Genomic DNA, 15,520 nt, shown 5'->3' on the forward strand with positions numbered 1-15,520 from the left:
ACTACTCCCCCGCGAGGCCGCCGAGCAGGTGGCCGAACGAGCGTCCCTCACCGAGGTAGTTGTCGGGGTCGAACGGATCGGAGTCCGTCGCCGGCTCCCGACGCGCGATCGCCTCGGCGAGCTCGCGCGCGCCCCGGTCGATGCGCTCTGCGAGCGGTGCGATGTTGTCGGCCGATGCTCCCCAGTCGCTCGACGCCGCGAACACGCCGGTCGAGACCGGTTCGGCATGGAGGTAGGTGAAGAGCGGGCGGATCGCGTAGTCGATCGCGAGCGAGTGGCGCGCGGTGCCCGCATTCGCGCCGATCAGCACGGGCTTGCCGGTGAGGGCATCGGGGTCGAGCACGTCGATGAACGACTTGAACAAGCCCGAGTAGCTCGTGGAGAAGATCGGCGTCACTGCGATGACCGCGTCGGCCGAGACGACCGCGTTGATCACGGACTCGAGAGCCGGCGGGGCGAACCCCGTCAAGAGGTTGTTCGTGATGTCGTGCGCGTAGTCGCGCAGCTCGAACACGTCGACCTCGATCTCGATGCCGCGCTCCGACAGCTGCTTCGTCGTCGCGGCGGCGAGCCGGTCGGCGAGCATGCGGGTCGAAGACGGGTTGGACAGCCCCGCCGAGATCACGGCGATGCGGCGAGCGGTCATGTCACGCCTCCTTCCGGCCGAGGCCGAACGCGGCACCCGCGGGCGCCCCAGCGGCGGAGCCTGCCGTCGGCACTGCGTCCTGGTACGGGCTGGTTCCCACGAGGTTGTCGCCGCGGTTCGCCCCCGGCACCGCCTGGCGCGGCGCCTCGCCGCCGTACGCCGCAGCCACGAGGTTGGCGTGGGTGGGGGCATCCGGAACCTCGGGGGCACGGTTCTTCTGCAGCTCCTTGCGCAGCACCGGGACCACCTCGCCGCCCAGGATGTCGAGCTGCTCGAGCACCGTCTTCAGCGGCAGGCCGGCGTGGTCCATCAGGAACAGCTGGCGCTGGTAGTCGCCGTAGGTGTCGCGCATGGCGGCGTAGCGGTCGATGACCTGCTGGGGCGAGCCCACCGTGAGCGGGGTCATCTCGCTGAAGTCCTCGAGCGACGGCCCGTGGCCGTAGACCGGCGCGTTGTCGAAGTACGGACGGAACGCCTTCACGGCGTCCTGCGACTTCGCGGCCATGAAGACCTGACCGCCGAGCCCAACGATCGCCTGCTCGGGCGTGCCGTGGCCGTAGTGGGCGTAGCGCTGGCGGTACAGCTGGATCAGGCGCTGGTAGTGCTCCTTCGGCCAGAAGATGTTGTTCGCGAAGAAGCCGTCGCCGTAGTAGGCGGCCTGCTCGGCGATCTCGGGCGTGCGGATCGAGCCGTGCCAGACGAACGGCGCAACCCCGTCGAGCGGTCGCGGCGTCGAGGTGAATCCCTGCAGGGGCGTGCGGAACTGCCCCTCCCAGTCCACGACGTCCCCGCGCCACAGGCGGTGCAGCAGGTTGTAGTTCTCGATCGCGAGCGGCAGGCCCTGGCGGATGTCCTTGCCGAACCACGGGTACACCGGGCCGGTGTTGCCGCGCCCGATCATGAGGTCCGTGCGCCCGCCCGACACATGCTGCAGCATCGCGTAGTCCTCGGCGATCTTCACCGGGTCGTTCGTGGTGATGAGCGTCGTCGCGGTCGACAGGATGAGGCGCTCCGTCTGCGCGGCGATGTACGCGAGCGTCGTCGTGGGCGACGAGGACCAGAACGGCGGGTTGTGGTGCTCGCCGAGGGCGAAGACATCCAGGCCCACCTCCTCGGCGTGCTTCGCGATCCGAAGCGTCGCCCGGATCCTCTCCGCCTCACTGGGCGTGGTGCCGTCGGTCGGGTCCTGGGTGATGTCGCTCACCGTGAAGATGCCGAACTGCATTCCCGACCACGTGGTGCTCTCGCTCACGATCGCTTCTCCGCTTCCCCTGACTCAGGGCTCCGTTCGCCGTGCGGGATCTCCGTCGCGGACGAATCTATGCAAATGAATGTATCTCGTGCAACGTGTCCGCTCAAAGGTTATTCCCGAACGGATGCCGCGGCCTCCGGCATCCGCTGGATTCATCGCTGGTCCGGCACCGCTCCGTGTGATTCCCGCAGCACCACGGCCTCCCACGGCCGAAGGCGCAGCACCCCGTCGGCGATGTCGGGCGCATCGTCGTAGTTGCCGACCACGAGTTCTGCCGACTCGGGAGCGACGCCCTCGACCTCGATCTCCTGCGGGTCGCCCGAGAAGCTGCCGGCGACGAAGAGCGTCGGACCGCCGCCCGAGCGCGTGAAGGCGTAGACGTGGGGGTGACCGGGCGCGACCAGCGCGAAGTCGCCGAGCCGCACCACCGGGTCTTCGTGCCGCAGCGCGATGAGGCGGCGATAGTGGTGGAAGACGGATGCCGGATCCCCGCGCTCGGCCTCGGCATTGACCATCGCGTGGTTGGGGTTGACCCCGATCCACGGTTCGCCGGTCGTGAAACCGGCCGCAGGACTCCCGTCCCACTGCACCGGCGTGCGCGCGTTGTCGCGGCTGCCCGATCCGAGCGCCGCCACCAGCTGCTCGTCGGTGAGCCGCCCGTGGGCACGGGACTCCGCCGCGTAGCGCAGGGACTCGATGTCGCGATAATCCGACAGCTCGCGGAAGTGCGCGTTCGTCATCCCGAGCTCCTCGCCCTGGTACACGTACGGCGTGCCGCGGTGCAGGTGCAGCACGGTCGCGAGCATGGTCGCGGACTCGCGGCGATACGCGCCGTCGTCGCCGAACCGCGAGACGCTGCGGGGCTGGTCGTGGTTCTCCCAGTACAGAGAGTTCCACCCGGCGTCGAAGAGCCCGTGCTGCCAGCGCGCCATCGTCGCCTTCAGTTCGCGCAGGTCCAGCCGACGCAGGTCGAACCGGCCACCCGGACCGTGATCGATGTGGACGTGCTCGAAGGTGAACACCATGTCGAGCTCTCGGCGGGCGGGGTCCGTGAACAGGCGGCCATCCTCGACGGTGGCGCCGGGCGTCTCCCCTACCAGCAGCAGGGCTTCGCGGCGGCCCTCGAACACCTCTCGGTGCATCTCCTGCAGGAACTCGTGGAGGCGCGGGCCGTTGACCGTCTGCAGACGGCTGTCGCCGAAGCGCCCGTCGACGACCTCGCCGTCGGCAAGCGACCCGTCGGCGCCGACCGCTTTCGAGATGAGGTTGATCACGTCCATGCGGAAGCCGTCGACGCCGCGATCGAGCCACCAGCGCATCATGTCGTAGACCGCCGCGCGCACGTCCGGGTTCTCCCAGTTGAGGTCGGGCTGCTTGCGGCTGAACAGGTGGAGGAAGTACTCGCCCGTCGCCTCGTCGAGCTCCCAGGCGGGTCCCGAGAACGCGGATGCCCAGTTCGTCGGCTCGGCGCCCGGCTCCCCCGCCACCATGCCTTCGCGCGGTGGGCGCCACCAGTACCAGTCGCGCCGGGGCGAGTCCTTCGACGACCGGGACTCGACGAACCACGGATGTTCGTCGCTGGTGTGGTTGACGACGAGATCCATCACGACACGGATGCCGCGGCCATGGAGCGCGGCGATCACCTCGTCCAGGTCGGCCAGTGTGCCGAACAGCGGGTCGACGTCGCAGTAGTCGCTGATGTCGTAGCCGTTGTCGTCCTGCGGGCTCCGGTAGATCGGCGAGAACCACACCACGTCCACGCCGAGTTCCACAAGGTGGTCGATGCGCTGCAGCACGCCGCGCAGGTCGCCGATGCCGTCGCCGTCGGAGTCCTGGAACGAGCGCGGGTAGATCTGGTAGACGACCGCACCAGTCCACCAGGCGGGCGGGTCGCCAGCAGTGCTGTGTGCGGATGCGGTCTGGGGGTCGAGGCTCATGAGGGCGTCCTGGTCGGTGAGGGGTCAGTCGAGTCGCAGTCGATCGACGGCGGCTTGGATGGAGACGGCAGCGGCACCACGTGCCCATGCCGTGAATCCGGAGTCGTCCACGTAGAGGCGCACCGGCTCGGCGCGGGGATCGCGACCTGCGGCGATGGCGGCTCGCACCCTGTCCTCGGCGATCGCGAAGAGCCCGATCCCTTCGCCGGCCAGCACCGCGGCGGTCTGAAAGGTCAGATTCGCCGCCAGGGCGATCAGTCGGCCGAGCGCATCCGCCGCGGCCTCCACGACGGCGGCGGCGGCCGGATCGCCGGCCACGGCGCGTTCGAGGGCCTCGTCATACGTCACCGGGCGTTGCAGCGCTGCCGAGACCTGCGCCGCGATCGAGCCCGATGTGAGCAACGCCTGGGAACAGCCGCGGTGCCCGGCCTGGCAGAGCGGACCGTTGTCGTTGAGCGGGATGTGTCCGCCCAGTCCGAGGCCCGCTTCGGCCGAGCGCACGACCTCGCCGCCCACCACGAGGCCGTAGCCGACCCCCGCGCCGATCGTCAGGACGACGAAACCCGGAATGCCGCGGCCGAGACCGAACCAGCGCTCCGCCTCGGCAAGCGCCACGAGATCGTTCTCGAGCGCGACCGGAACCCCCAGCTCTTGTTCCAGGAGGGAAGCGAAGCGCACGTCCTCCCACTCGAGGAACGGGGCGTAGCGCACGGTGCCGCCATCCACGGCTCCGCCCAACGCGACGCCGACGCCGACCAGCGCCTCGACCTCCAGCGACCGGATCACCTCGGCGATGCGCGAGGCGACCCCGTCCGGCTCATGCGTCTCGAGCGCGGCGGTGCGCTGAGCGAGCAGTGCGGCCCGCACGTCGGTCACGACCACCTCGAGGGCATCGCCGGTGACTTTGACTCCGGCGAATCGGCCGAGTCCCGGCGCGACGTCGAGCGGTCGGACGGGACGCCCGACCGACCCGTCCGCGAGGTCGTCGAGCTCGATGAGATAGCCGCGATCGAGGAAGGGCTTGGCCAGCCGCGTGAGGCTCGCAGGCGAGAGGCCGAGGCGGTTCGTGAGCGCGCTGCGGGCGATGGGCCCGTGGATGAGCACCGCTCGCGCGAGCGCACGTTCACTGTCCGTCAGCATCCTCGGCGACCCCTCCCCTGGGTAATGGTTCCATCTTGGCACGAATGAGGCTGTCTCAGCGAGATTCGACGGCCGATTCTTGCCCTTGTCGTCACCATTACTTCCATGCTAGAACTAATGCCATGCACAGCACCGGTCCGCTGCTCGACGCCGAGCACACCGCCCGCCCCTCGGACGCGCGGGTGCTCCACCTCACCCGCGGCGGCACGAGCGTCGTCGTGGACCTCGATGCGTCGGCGGCGCCGACGATCGTGCACTGGGGCGCAGCGCTCTCCGACTCCACGCCCGACACGCTCGCGGGGCTCGCGATCGCAGCCCGCGGCCAGCGCGTCTCCGGCGGCCTCGATGCCGCCCCGGCTCTGACACTCGTGCCCACGGGCGCCGAGGGCTGGTTCGGCACACCTGCTCTGGAGGGCCACCGCGACGGCTCGGGGGTCAGCATCCTCCTCACCATCGCCGATGTGCAGGCAGGCGAGCACCGGGCGAGCATCGCCCTCGCCGATGCCGAGGCCGGCCTCGCGGTGCGCGCCGAGCTGCGCATCGGACCGAGCGGTCTCTTCCACCAGCGCATCACGGTGCGCAACACCGGCGCCACCCCCTACGTCCTGCAGACCGCGCAGCCGACCTTCCCACTCCCCTGGGACGCGACCGAGATCCTCGACACCACTGGACATCATCTGCGCGAGCGCTCGCCGCAGCGGCGGGAACTCACCTTCGGCTCCCACGTCCGCGAGAGCCGTCGCGGCCGCACCGGCGCGGATGCCTCGATCCTGCTCGCTGCGGGTCGCCCCGGCTTCGGCTTCGAGCGAGGGCGCGTGCACGGCATCCACGTGGCGTGGAGTGGAAACCATCGCGTCGTCGCGGAGCGCAGCGTGAGCGGCGACGCCTTCCTGGCCGGCGGCGAGCTTCTCCTGCCCGGCGAGATCGTCCTGCCGGGCGGGGCGGCATACAGCTCCCCCTGGGTCATCGGCTCCTGGGGCGAGGGTTTGACCGACCTCTCACGGCGCTTCCACGACGAATGGCGTGCGCGTCCGCAGCATCCGCGGCGCCCGCGCCCCGTCACACTCAACACGTGGGAGGCCGTCTACTTCGACCACTCTCTCGCTCACCTCACCGCCCTCGCCGACGCCGCGGCATCCGTCGGCGTCGAACGGTTCGTGCTCGACGACGGGTGGTTCGAGGGCCGCCGCGACGACACCGCCGGGCTCGGCGACTGGACGGTGGACGGAGAGGTGTGGCCGGACGGCCTGCACCCGCTGGTCGATCACGTCCGCGCCCTCGGCATGGAGTTCGGACTCTGGGTCGAGCCCGAGATGGTCAACCCCGACAGCGACCTCGCACGCCGGCATCCCGACTGGATCCTGCGGGGACGGATGTCGCTGCCGCCGTCCGCGCGGCAGCAGCAGGTGCTCGACCTCTCGCATCCCGAGGCGTACGCCCACATCGCCGAGCGGCTTCACACCCTCCTCGATGAATACCCGATCGCGTACCTCAAGTGGGACCACAACCGCGATCTGGTGGATGCCGCAAGCGGCCCGGCCGGCAATGCGCGCGTGCACGAGCACACCCTGGCCGTCTACCGCCTGCTCGACGAGCTCAAGGCGGCGCACCCCGGGCTGGAGATCGAGAGCTGCGCTTCGGGCGGGGCGCGCGTGGATCTCGGCATCCTCGATCGCACCGACCGGGTGTGGACCAGCGACAGCCTCGATCCCCTGGAACGCCTCGACAACCAGAAACACACCGGCATCGTCGTGCCGCCCGAGATGCTCGGCATGCACCTGACGAGCCCCGTCGTCCACTCGTCGGGGCGCACGGTCTCGCTCGGCCTGAGCGGCGCCGTCGCGCTGTTCGGCCACTTCGGCATCGAGTGGGACCTCACGACCGTCGACGACGCCACGCGCGCCGCCATCGCGGACTGGGTGGCGCTCGCGAAGCGCCTGCGTCCCGTCATCGCATCCGGCCGCGTCGTCCACGTCGACGGCGCCGAGCCGGGCATCGATGTGCGCGGCATGATCGCCGCAGATGCGGCATCGGCCGTCTTCACGATCGTGCAGACGGCGACGGGCGCCGCCTATCCCCCGGGACGGATCCGCCTGCCCGGACTCGATCCGGCACGCAGCTATCGACTGCGCGTGCTGATGCGTGACGGCGCCGACGCCGGGCAGTCGCCGCTCGCCTGGGCGGAAGCTGCGCCCGTGCTGACCGGCCGCGAACTCGCCGAGGCGGGTGTCCGTGCCCCGGTGCAGCGACCGCAGCAGGCCATGGTCGTCGAACTCACCGCCGAGAACTGAACACCCTCACCGACCCCACGCGCAAGGAGGCGCACGATGAGAACAACTCACCGACGATGGATCAGACCGCTCGCGGTCGCCGCCATAGTCGCAACGGCCGCCGCTGTCGGCGGCTGCGCACAAGAGCCGGCCGACGGCGTCACCACTCTGAACTTCTTCCAGTTCAAGGGTGAGGCGCTCGAGGACTTCACCGAGATCATCGCGGAGTTCGAGGCCGAGAACCCCGACATCCGTGTCGTGCAGAACCAGGTGGCCGACGCTGACACCGCGATCCGGACCCTTCTGGTGAAGGATCGGGTGCCCGACGTCATCACGCTCAACGCGAACGGCAACTTCGGCCGGCTCGCCCAGGCCGGAGTGTTCTACGACTTCTCGGACGAACCGGTTCTCGACACGATCAACCCTGCCGTGCAGGAGATCCTCGCCGACCTCGGCACGTACGGCGACGAGGTGAACGGCCTCGGCTACGTGAACAACGCCAACGGCATCATCTACAACCAGGACATCTTCGACGAGCAGGGTCTCGAGGTTCCGCAGACCTGGGACGAGCTCATCGCCGTCTGCGATGCGCTGATGGATGCCGGCATCCAGCCGTTCTACGGAACCCTGGCCGATTCGTGGACGGCCATCCCCTCCTGGAACGCCCTCGGCGCGTACCCCGCGCAGGACGGCTTCTTCGACAAGATGCGCGAGGAGGGTGCTGACGTGGGGCCGGAGTCCGAGGTGTCGTTCGAGAAGGACTTCGCCACGGCGATGGACCGGCAGTACCAGCTCTACTCCTACATGCAGGAGGGCTATCGCGGAAAGACGTACGACGACGGAAACGCGGCGTTCGCCCGTGGCGAGTCGGCGATGCTGCTGCAGGGCATCTGGGCCACCAACCCGATCAAGCAGGTGAATCCCGACATCCGGATGGGGATCTTCCCCTACCCCACCGACGAGCCCGGTGAGAGCCTGCTCGTCTCCGGCGTCGATGTCGTGTTCACGCTCGGCAAGGACAACCCGAAGCACGATGCAGCGATGCGATTCATCGACTTCGTGTTCCAGCCCGACGTGATCGAGCGCTTCGCCGAATCTCAGAACATGGTGCCCTCCGTCGAGGGGGCCGAACTCAGCGACGATCCCGCACTGCAGTCCGTGCGGCCCTTCTTCGAAGACCAGAGGATCACGGGCTTCATCGACCACCAGATCCCGCCGGCCGTCCCGCTGATCCCCACCGACCAGCAGTTCTTGTTCGACGGAGACGCCGAGAAGGCGCTTCAGACCCTCGACAGCGAGTGGGCCAAGGTGGCCGCGCGCACGATCCCCGTGACAGGAGAATGACATGGCCACCCTCACCGAAGCCGTCCGATCCACGCCGGCCGGGACGACTCGTCGCCGTGCCGCCCGCACGCGCACGGACTCGTCGCGCGCACCCGCGACCTACTACTGGATGGTGTGGCCGGCGGTCATCGCGTTCGCGGCCTTCCACACCCTCCCGGTCGTCGTCGGCATCTTCTTCAGCTTCACGAACTACGCCGGCTACGGCGCATGGAACTTCGTGGGCCTGTCGAACTACCTCAACCTGTTCCGGGACGATCGCGTGCTGCAGGCGTACGGGTTCTCGTTCCTGTTCGCGATCGTCGCGACGATCCTGACGAACGCGTTCTCGCTGGCCATCGCGCTCGGGCTCAACGCCAAGATCAAGGCGCGGAACTTCTGGCGCGGCGTGTACTTCGTGCCCTACATCCTGGCCATCCTGGTGATCGGCTACGTGTTCCAGTTCTTCTTCTCGAACTCGCTGCCGAAGATCCTGTCGGGGATCCCGCTGTTCCGAGACAACATCCTGACCAACGAGACGTGGGCCTGGACCGCCATCGTCGCGCTGGCCGTGTGGCAGGCCTGCGCCTTCGCGATCATCATCTACCTCTCCGGGCTGCAGACGATCCCCGCGGAACTCTACGAGGCGTCCTCCCTCGACGGGGCGTCGCCCTGGCGGCAGTTCCGCTCGATCACCTTCCCGCTCATCGGCGCGTTCTTCACCATCAACGTGGTGCTGAGCCTGAAGGGCTTCCTGCAGGTCTTCGACCCGATCGTCGCGCTCACCAACGGCGGACCGGGCACGTCGACCGAATCGGTGACGCTGCTCATCTTCCGGGGTGGCTTCTCAGGCGGCGAGTTCGCCTACCAGACGGCCAACGCGGTGGTCTTCTTCATCGTGATCACCGTCGTCTCGCTCTTCCAATTCCGGGTCCTTCAGCGCAGAGAGGCCGATTTCTGATGACCACCATGACCAACACCTCGTCACAGCTCGAACAGGACGCGGACGCGATCACGCCGACTGTCCGGCGCCGGCGCCGCAACGTGGCCGACGACGACACCCGCAGGACCAACTGGTGGGCCACCGCCTTGATAGCGGTCTGCTCGCTCACCGTGCTGATCCCGCTGTACCTCGCGGTCGTCGTCGCCCTGAAGACGCCGGAACAGCTGACGCAGGGCACGGGGTTCGAGATTCCCAACCCGATCCGCTGGGAGAACTTCGCAGACGCCTGGGTGCGCACCAGCTTCCCGCAAGCGCTGCTGAACACGGCGATCATCACCGTCGGCTCGGTGGTCTTCACGCTGCTGACGAGCTCGATCGTGGCGTACGCCCTGGCCCGCAACATCCACCGGCCGTTCTTCAAGGGCGTGTTCTTCTACCTGCTCGCCGCGCTGTTCATCCCCTTTCCGATCATCATGCTGCCGCTGGTGAAGCAGACCTCGATCCTCGGCCTCGACAACCAGGCCGGCATGATCATCCTCTACACGATCTACGGGCTGTCACTGAACATATTCATCTACACGGCCTACATCCGCTCGATCCCGATCGAGCTCGAGGAGGCGGCTCGCGTCGACGGCGCCTCCACCTGGCGGACCTTCTGGTCGGTGATCTTCCCGCTGCTGATGCCGATGAACGCGACCGTCGGCATCATCACGTGCGTCTGGGCGTGGAACGACTTCATCATGCCCCTGGTGGTGCTGACCGAGCCCTCCGCACGGACGCTCTCCCTCGCGCAGTACGTGTTCCAAGGGCAGTTCAACACCGACTACACCGTCGCGTTCGCTTCGTACCTCATGGCGATGGCACCGCTTCTGATCGTGTACATCTTCAGCCAGCGCTGGGTGATCTCGGGCGTCACGCGCGGCTCGATCAAGTGACGTGAAGAGCGGATGCCGCACGCAGCGGCATCCGCTCCCGTCAGTGCGCGTCGGCGAACAGCTGCAGCATGTCGCGCACGAGCTGGTGCGGCGCCGTCTCGCAGGGCGCATGCCCCGTCGCGTACGTCGCGACGCGTGCGCCGATGCGAGCCGCGTACGCGTCGTGCTGCGCTTGCGGCCAGAGATCGTGCTCGCCCACGGCGATGAGCTTCGGGATGTCGATGGCCGCCACGTCGCCGGCGAAGTCGGGGGTGTCCATCATCAGTCCGACCACGTCGTCGATGCAGGCGCGTCCGGTGACGCCGAGCCGCTCGCGCACGAACGCGATGCGTCCCGGAGCGGTGCGGTTCAGGTTGTAGCGGATACCCCACAGGATGAGTCCTGCCGCCCGGTGCGGCGACATGTCGGAGATGGGGCCGATGTGCTTCACGCCGCGGAACACCTGGCCGGTCGCCGGCGGCGCCGCCATCAGCGTGAGGCTGCGGAACAGGTCGGGGCGGGCGACCAGGGCGAGCTCGGTCACCAGGCCCGCGAAGCTGTAGCCGAGCACGTGCGCCGGTCCGCCGTCTTCGAGGATGGCGACCAGGTCGTCGACGAACAGCGGATAGTCGTAGGAGTCACGCGGCGGCTCGAGATGTTGCGGCCCCGCGTCCACGGACTCGTAGTGCCCGGCGATGTCGTACGCCTCGACGCGGTAACCGGCCGCGGCCAGGAGTGGGAACAGCAGGACGAAGTCCTCCTTCGACCCCGCCACTCCCGGGACGAGCACGACGCGCGGCGCGCCAGGATCCCCGAGCCGCACGCGCGCCAGCCCGCCGCTGGGGGCAGGGAACACGTCGCGCTCGGTGCCGGCGGGGAACACATGCCAGTCGAGGTCGGGGAGGGCCTGGTCGCGCGCGAGCGCGTCGTCGATCGTCGTCATCGCGACTGTGAGACTACCGCTCGGGAAGGCCGTCGAGCTCGTCCTGACGCGGCGCGTAGTCGATATGGCCGCCGTCGGCGTCGAACGCCTGCACCGGCCGGCGGCTCGACCACGCCTCCCAGCCCGGATCGCCGCTCAAGACGAACGAGACCCAGGCGCGGTGCATCGCGTCGGCGAGCGCCTGCGGACCGTCCGGACCGCCGATGCCGATCGCATCCGGCTGCGCGAGGCGGTCGAAGACGAAGCCGAGCTCCATGACGTGCGCGGCGCCGAGCCTGTCGACGGGGCTGCGCCACCGGAACTCGTACACCCAGGTCCCCGCATCCGCCGCCGATACCCGGCTGTCGGCGAACCGCGTGATGGGTCCCCGCAGCAGGATGTCGGTGACCACCTCGCCGAGCACCTCGCCCGGGGAGGCGTCCGGACGACGCGCGCGATGCGCGCGCACGATCCGCGCGGGAACGCGTGCCGCAAGCCGCGCCGCGGCCACAGTGAGCCACGTGGCCTTGTCGACCGCACCGGAGGGCACGAGCCACAGCCGGTACTCCTCGCTCGTGGATCCGATGAGGACCGGGATGCCGCGACCCGCCCCCGCCAGCAACGCGTCCAGGGGATTGCGCGGGACGGCCTCGCCGCCGATCGCGAGCGCGACCGTCGGACCGCCGCCGAGGGGCGATCCTCCAGCAGCCACCGCGGTCTGCTGCGCCACGAGGTCGGCGGGCGGCACGGCTGCGAACGCCTCACGCGTGGCGGCGACCTTGAGCCGCTTCGCGATCTCACGCGTCATGCGCGCCGCCTTCGTTCGGGGCTGCGCCACCAGCGGCCCGGACTGCAGGATCGCCCGGTCGAACAGCTCCCCCGCGTGCGGCTGAGCGAGGAGCGCTGTCAGCGTGTTGGCCCCGGCGGAGTGCCCCATGACCGTGACCCGGCCCGGATCGCCTCCGAACGCCGCGATCTCGCGGCGTACCCAGCGCAAGGCCGCCTGCTGGTCGAGGACGCCGAGATTCTGCGGCACGTCGTCGAGCACCGCGAAACCCTCCTGGCCGAGGCGGTACTGGATCGACACGTACACGATGCCGTGGCGGGCGAACCGCTCGCCGTCATAGGTGGGCAGCGCGGTCGTGCCGCGGGTCAGCGCACCCCCGTGCACGAACACCAGCACCGGAAGCGCCGCTTCAGGTGGGCGGTCGGCGGGTGTCCAGACGTTGACGGTCAGGATGTCGTCGCCCGGCACCTCGACGGTGGCGAGGTACGTCGCGATCGCCGGGGCGTACGGGCGCTGCGGGGCCGTCGAGCCGAAGGCCGTGGCATCCCGCTGGCCTGTCCATGCGGGTGAGGGCACCGGAGGAGCGAAGCGGAGATCGCCGACCGGCGGAGCCGCGTACGGGATGCCGAGAAAGCGTTCGATCCCGCCCTCGCGGCTGCCGCGGACGCTGCCCGCGCTGAGCGTCACCACCGGCGGAGCCGACGCCGATGGGCTCGCGAGGGCGTCGGTCGCAGCATCCGTCATCTCGTCCCCTCTTGGCGGGCACCGTCGCGCGCTCGTACTCACATTCGGCCAGCGTGGGACTCAGTGTCAAGCGAGGGCACTCCCGCGTCGGCCGGGCTAGTCTGGTCAGCGCCCCGGCGAGAGGTGACGATGACCGGCAGCAGCGTTCCCCCCACCGCGACCACCGCGGCGGGGTCCACCGGCCGCCAGCGACGGCGCACGCCCTTCTGGGACAACGCCCGCTTCGCCTGCATCGTCCTGGTCGTGTTCGGCCACGCCGTGCAGCGCCTGACGTACGACTCCGACATCGCACTGAGCCTCTACCTCGTCGTGTACGCGTTCCACATGCCGGCGTTCGCCGTGATCTCGGGGTACTTCTCCAAGTCGGATGCCCCCACGAGGACGCAGATGGCGCGCGTCATCACCGACATCCTGCTGCCGTACATCGTGTTCGAGGGGCTGTGGACCCTCACGAAGTGGCTCGTCGAGGGGCAGGCCAACCCCAACCTCACCGAGCCGTCGTGGACGCTCTGGTTCCTGCTGGCGCTGGGCATCTTCCGCGTCGTGCTCCCCTACCTCGCGCTGCTGCGCTGGCCGCTGCTCTGGACCGTCGCGATCTCGATAGGGGCGGGATACCTGCCCAACATCGACTCGACGTTCTCGCTGTCGCGGACTCTGGGGCTGCTCCCGTTCTTCACGCTCGGCTGGTGGCTGCGCGAGCACGACATCGTCGCCCGACTGCGGCTGCTGGACCGCCGCCCGTGGTGGGTGGTCGCCGGCAGCGTCGGCCTGTTCGCCGTCGCGGCGTGGACAGCGTGGTTCTTCGTCGACGACTGGCGCGCCATGAACCTGCGGGAGTGGCTCTTCTACGACGAGAACTACGCGTCCATCGGCGGCACCGAGTGGTGGGCCGGCGGCGTGCGCCTCGCCCTCATGATCGTGGCGGTCCTGCTGTCGGCGGCGTTCTTCGCGCTGCTGCCGCGGGACAGCCACTGGTGGACCCACTTCGGCCAGTACACGATGTACGTCTACCTGCTGCACTCGTTCGTGCTGTACCCGTTCCGTGAGAACGGCCTGCTGCGCAACGCCGAGCCCACCTGGCTCTGGCTGCCCCTGGTCATCGTCGGCTCCGTGCTCATCGCGCTGGGTCTCGCGACGCGTCCGGTGCGGCGGCTCTTCCGCCCGCTCATCGAGCCGCGCCCGCGGTGGCTCTTCGCGGACCCCGCCCTCACTCGGCGGGAGGGGCGGCGCAGCGACCCGACCGGGTCCCGCCGACCGCGCGAGCAACCGCGGACGCCGCGGCCCGACCCGCGCCAGAACGGCTGACGCCGCGCGTGGGAGCTCAGGCGAACAGCGCGGCTCCGACGAAGGAGCCAGGCTCGGCGCCTGCCGGAACGGCCCACAGCCCGGAGCCGACGTGGCGGATGTACTCGTTCATCGTGTCGGTGGACAGCGACCGCTGCAGCCGCACGAACTGCGCGGGCGAGCGCTGATACGACAGGAAGAAGAGGCCGGCATCGAGGCGGCCGAGCTCGTTGTTGCCGTCGACGAAGTTGTAGCCGCGCCGCAGGATCCGCGTGCCGTCATTGAGGTCGGGGTGAGCGAGCCGCACGTGACTGGTGGTCGCGATCGCCGGCAGTCCGTCGGCGCCGGTGGCGTCGAGGTCGGGTTCGGTGAACTCGTCGCCGCCCGACAGCGGCGCCCCCTCGCCCTTGCTGCGGCCGATGATCGACTCCTGCTCCGAGAGGCGCACGCGGTCCCAGGTCTCGATGAGCATCGCGATCTTCCGTGCGACGAGGTATGAACCGCCCGCCAGCCAGGCGGGCTCGTCCGCGGCGCCGACCCACACATGGTCGGCGAGCGCCGCATCGTCGGTCGCGAGGATGTTCGCGGTGCCGTCCTTGAACCCGAAGAGGTTGCGTGGCGTCGCCTGCCCCGCCGTGGTGCGCGATGTGCGCCCGAAGCCGAGCTGCGACCACCGCAGGCGCGCGCGTCCGAAGGCGATGCGGCTGAGGTTGCGGATCGCATGCACGGCGACCTGCGGGTCGTCCGCGCAGGCCTGGATGCACAGGTCGCCGCCGGAGAGCGCGGGATCGAGGTCGTCACCGAGGAACACCGGCAGCGGCGCGAGCCGCGCCGGGCGCCGGGCCGCGAGGCCGTAACGATCGCCCTCGCCGTTCTCGAACAGCGTCGGGCCGAAGCCGAACGTGATCGTGAGGCCGCTCGCCGCGAGCCCGAGCGCCTCGCCGGTGTCGTCCGGCGGCGCCTCGGGCGATCCGCCCACGGCCCCGGTCGCGCTGACGTCGAGCCCCTGCGTCATGCGGGCCGCGGCATACGACCAGTCCTGGAGGAGCGTCACCAGGTCGTCGCGGTCGGTACGCGCCATCATGTCGAACGAGGCGAAGTGCAGATGATCCTGCACGGGCGTCGTGATGCCGGCCTGATGCGCGCCGTAGTAGTCGAAGACGGATGCCGCGGCATCCTGTTCCCTCATGCGCCCGACCGCGACGCCTGCCGTGGCACCCGCCCCGGCGCCGAGCGCGAGACCGGCCGCACCCGCCCCGAGCGCCAGCCCGAGCACGCCCCGCCGTGAGAGACCGGTGCCCACCACCGGCGCTCCCGCGGGAGCGGGAGCGCCGGCGGAGCCGGTCGACGGGTCGGTCACG

12 protein-coding genes are annotated in these 15,520 nt (G+C 69.6%); 5 read left to right on the forward strand and 7 right to left on the reverse strand.

Going from position 1 to position 15,520, the window contains the following annotated elements:
• Position 1: 1 nt before the first annotated feature.
• The 4 genes from NCG93_RS09830 to NCG93_RS09845 form a co-directional block, all read right to left on the reverse strand.
• Positions 2–646: an FMN reductase gene (locus NCG93_RS09830; RefSeq protein ID WP_194413897.1), complete on the reverse strand. Its 645-nt coding sequence runs from the start codon at positions 644–646 to the stop codon at positions 2–4.
• 1 nt (position 647) lies between these two features.
• Complete coding sequence (locus NCG93_RS09835) at positions 648–1,871, reverse strand: LLM class flavin-dependent oxidoreductase (protein WP_194414900.1); 1,224 nt, start codon at positions 1,869–1,871, stop codon at positions 648–650.
• A gap of 179 nt (positions 1,872–2,050) precedes the next feature.
• The gene (locus NCG93_RS09840; RefSeq protein WP_194413898.1) at positions 2,051–3,835 is read right to left on the reverse strand and encodes a glycoside hydrolase family 13 protein; all 1,785 of its coding nucleotides are present in this window, start codon (positions 3,833–3,835) and stop codon (positions 2,051–2,053) included.
• 24 nt (positions 3,836–3,859) lie between these two features.
• On the reverse strand, positions 3,860–4,975 hold the full coding sequence (locus NCG93_RS09845; RefSeq protein WP_194413899.1) for an ROK family protein: 1,116 nt from the start codon (positions 4,973–4,975) through the stop codon (positions 3,860–3,862).
• 122 nt (positions 4,976–5,097) lie between these two features.
• Here NCG93_RS09845 and NCG93_RS09850 point away from each other — a divergent pair, with 122 nt between their 5' ends.
• The 4 genes from NCG93_RS09850 to NCG93_RS09865 are packed head-to-tail and all read left to right on the forward strand — an operon-like array spanning position 5,098 to position 10,443.
• The gene (locus NCG93_RS09850; RefSeq protein WP_194413900.1) at positions 5,098–7,266 is read left to right on the forward strand and encodes an alpha-galactosidase; all 2,169 of its coding nucleotides are present in this window, start codon (positions 5,098–5,100) and stop codon (positions 7,264–7,266) included.
• A 36-nt stretch (positions 7,267–7,302) separates the two neighbouring features.
• A complete protein-coding gene (locus NCG93_RS09855) occupies positions 7,303–8,589 on the forward strand; it encodes an ABC transporter substrate-binding protein (protein WP_194413901.1) in 1,287 nt (428 codons plus the stop codon).
• 1 nt (position 8,590) lies between these two features.
• Positions 8,591–9,526, forward strand: coding sequence for a carbohydrate ABC transporter permease (locus NCG93_RS09860; RefSeq protein ID WP_206687598.1), 936 nt, complete (start codon positions 8,591–8,593; stop codon positions 9,524–9,526).
• Entirely contained in the window at positions 9,526–10,443 is a 918-nt protein-coding gene (locus NCG93_RS09865; RefSeq protein WP_194413902.1) for a carbohydrate ABC transporter permease, read from the forward strand. The genes NCG93_RS09860 and NCG93_RS09865 overlap by 1 nt, the downstream gene beginning before the upstream one ends.
• A gap of 40 nt (positions 10,444–10,483) precedes the next feature.
• On the opposite strand, the gene NCG93_RS09870 is transcribed toward NCG93_RS09865, so the two are convergent.
• Positions 10,484–11,365, reverse strand: coding sequence for an alpha/beta fold hydrolase (locus NCG93_RS09870; RefSeq protein WP_194413903.1), 882 nt, complete (start codon positions 11,363–11,365; stop codon positions 10,484–10,486).
• A gap of 13 nt (positions 11,366–11,378) precedes the next feature.
• On the reverse strand, positions 11,379–12,875 hold the full coding sequence (locus tag NCG93_RS09875) for a carboxylesterase/lipase family protein (protein WP_194413904.1): 1,497 nt from the start codon (positions 12,873–12,875) through the stop codon (positions 11,379–11,381).
• 129 nt (positions 12,876–13,004) lie between these two features.
• Here NCG93_RS09875 and NCG93_RS09880 point away from each other — a divergent pair, with 129 nt between their 5' ends.
• Positions 13,005–14,180: an acyltransferase family protein gene (locus NCG93_RS09880; RefSeq protein ID WP_194413905.1), complete on the forward strand. Its 1,176-nt coding sequence runs from the start codon at positions 13,005–13,007 to the stop codon at positions 14,178–14,180.
• 16 nt (positions 14,181–14,196) lie between these two features.
• Here the strand turns inward: NCG93_RS09880 and efeB are convergent, their stop codons facing one another.
• Positions 14,197–15,519: an iron uptake transporter deferrochelatase/peroxidase subunit gene (gene efeB, locus NCG93_RS09885; protein ID WP_194413906.1), complete on the reverse strand. Its 1,323-nt coding sequence runs from the start codon at positions 15,517–15,519 to the stop codon at positions 14,197–14,199.
• Position 15,520 lies beyond the last annotated feature (1 nt).

Origin of the sequence: Microbacterium yannicii, assembly GCF_024055635.1 — a bacterium.
Taxonomy (GTDB): domain Bacteria; phylum Actinomycetota; class Actinomycetes; order Actinomycetales; family Microbacteriaceae; genus Microbacterium; species Microbacterium yannicii.

Excerpts from the sequence above, each read along its gene's own strand:
- NCG93_RS09830 (WP_194413897.1), bottom strand. The coding sequence starts at position 646 with ATGACCGCTCGCCGCATCGCCGTGATCTCGGCGGGGCTGTCCAACCCG.
- NCG93_RS09835 (WP_194414900.1), bottom strand. The coding sequence starts at position 1,871 with ATGCAGTTCGGCATCTTCACGGTGAGCGACATCACCCAGGACCCGACC.
- NCG93_RS09840 (WP_194413898.1), bottom strand. The coding sequence starts at position 3,835 with ATGAGCCTCGACCCCCAGACCGCATCCGCACACAGCACTGCTGGCGAC.
- NCG93_RS09845 (WP_194413899.1), bottom strand. The coding sequence starts at position 4,975 with ATGCTGACGGACAGTGAACGTGCGCTCGCGCGAGCGGTGCTCATCCAC.
- NCG93_RS09850 (WP_194413900.1), top strand. The coding sequence starts at position 5,098 with ATGCACAGCACCGGTCCGCTGCTCGACGCCGAGCACACCGCCCGCCCC.
- NCG93_RS09855 (WP_194413901.1), top strand. The coding sequence starts at position 7,303 with ATGAGAACAACTCACCGACGATGGATCAGACCGCTCGCGGTCGCCGCC.
- NCG93_RS09860 (WP_206687598.1), top strand. The coding sequence starts at position 8,591 with ATGGCCACCCTCACCGAAGCCGTCCGATCCACGCCGGCCGGGACGACT.
- NCG93_RS09865 (WP_194413902.1), top strand. The coding sequence starts at position 9,526 with ATGACCACCATGACCAACACCTCGTCACAGCTCGAACAGGACGCGGAC.
- NCG93_RS09870 (WP_194413903.1), bottom strand. The coding sequence starts at position 11,365 with ATGACGACGATCGACGACGCGCTCGCGCGCGACCAGGCCCTCCCCGAC.
- NCG93_RS09875 (WP_194413904.1), bottom strand. The coding sequence starts at position 12,875 with ATGACGGATGCTGCGACCGACGCCCTCGCGAGCCCATCGGCGTCGGCT.
- NCG93_RS09880 (WP_194413905.1), top strand. The coding sequence starts at position 13,005 with ATGACCGGCAGCAGCGTTCCCCCCACCGCGACCACCGCGGCGGGGTCC.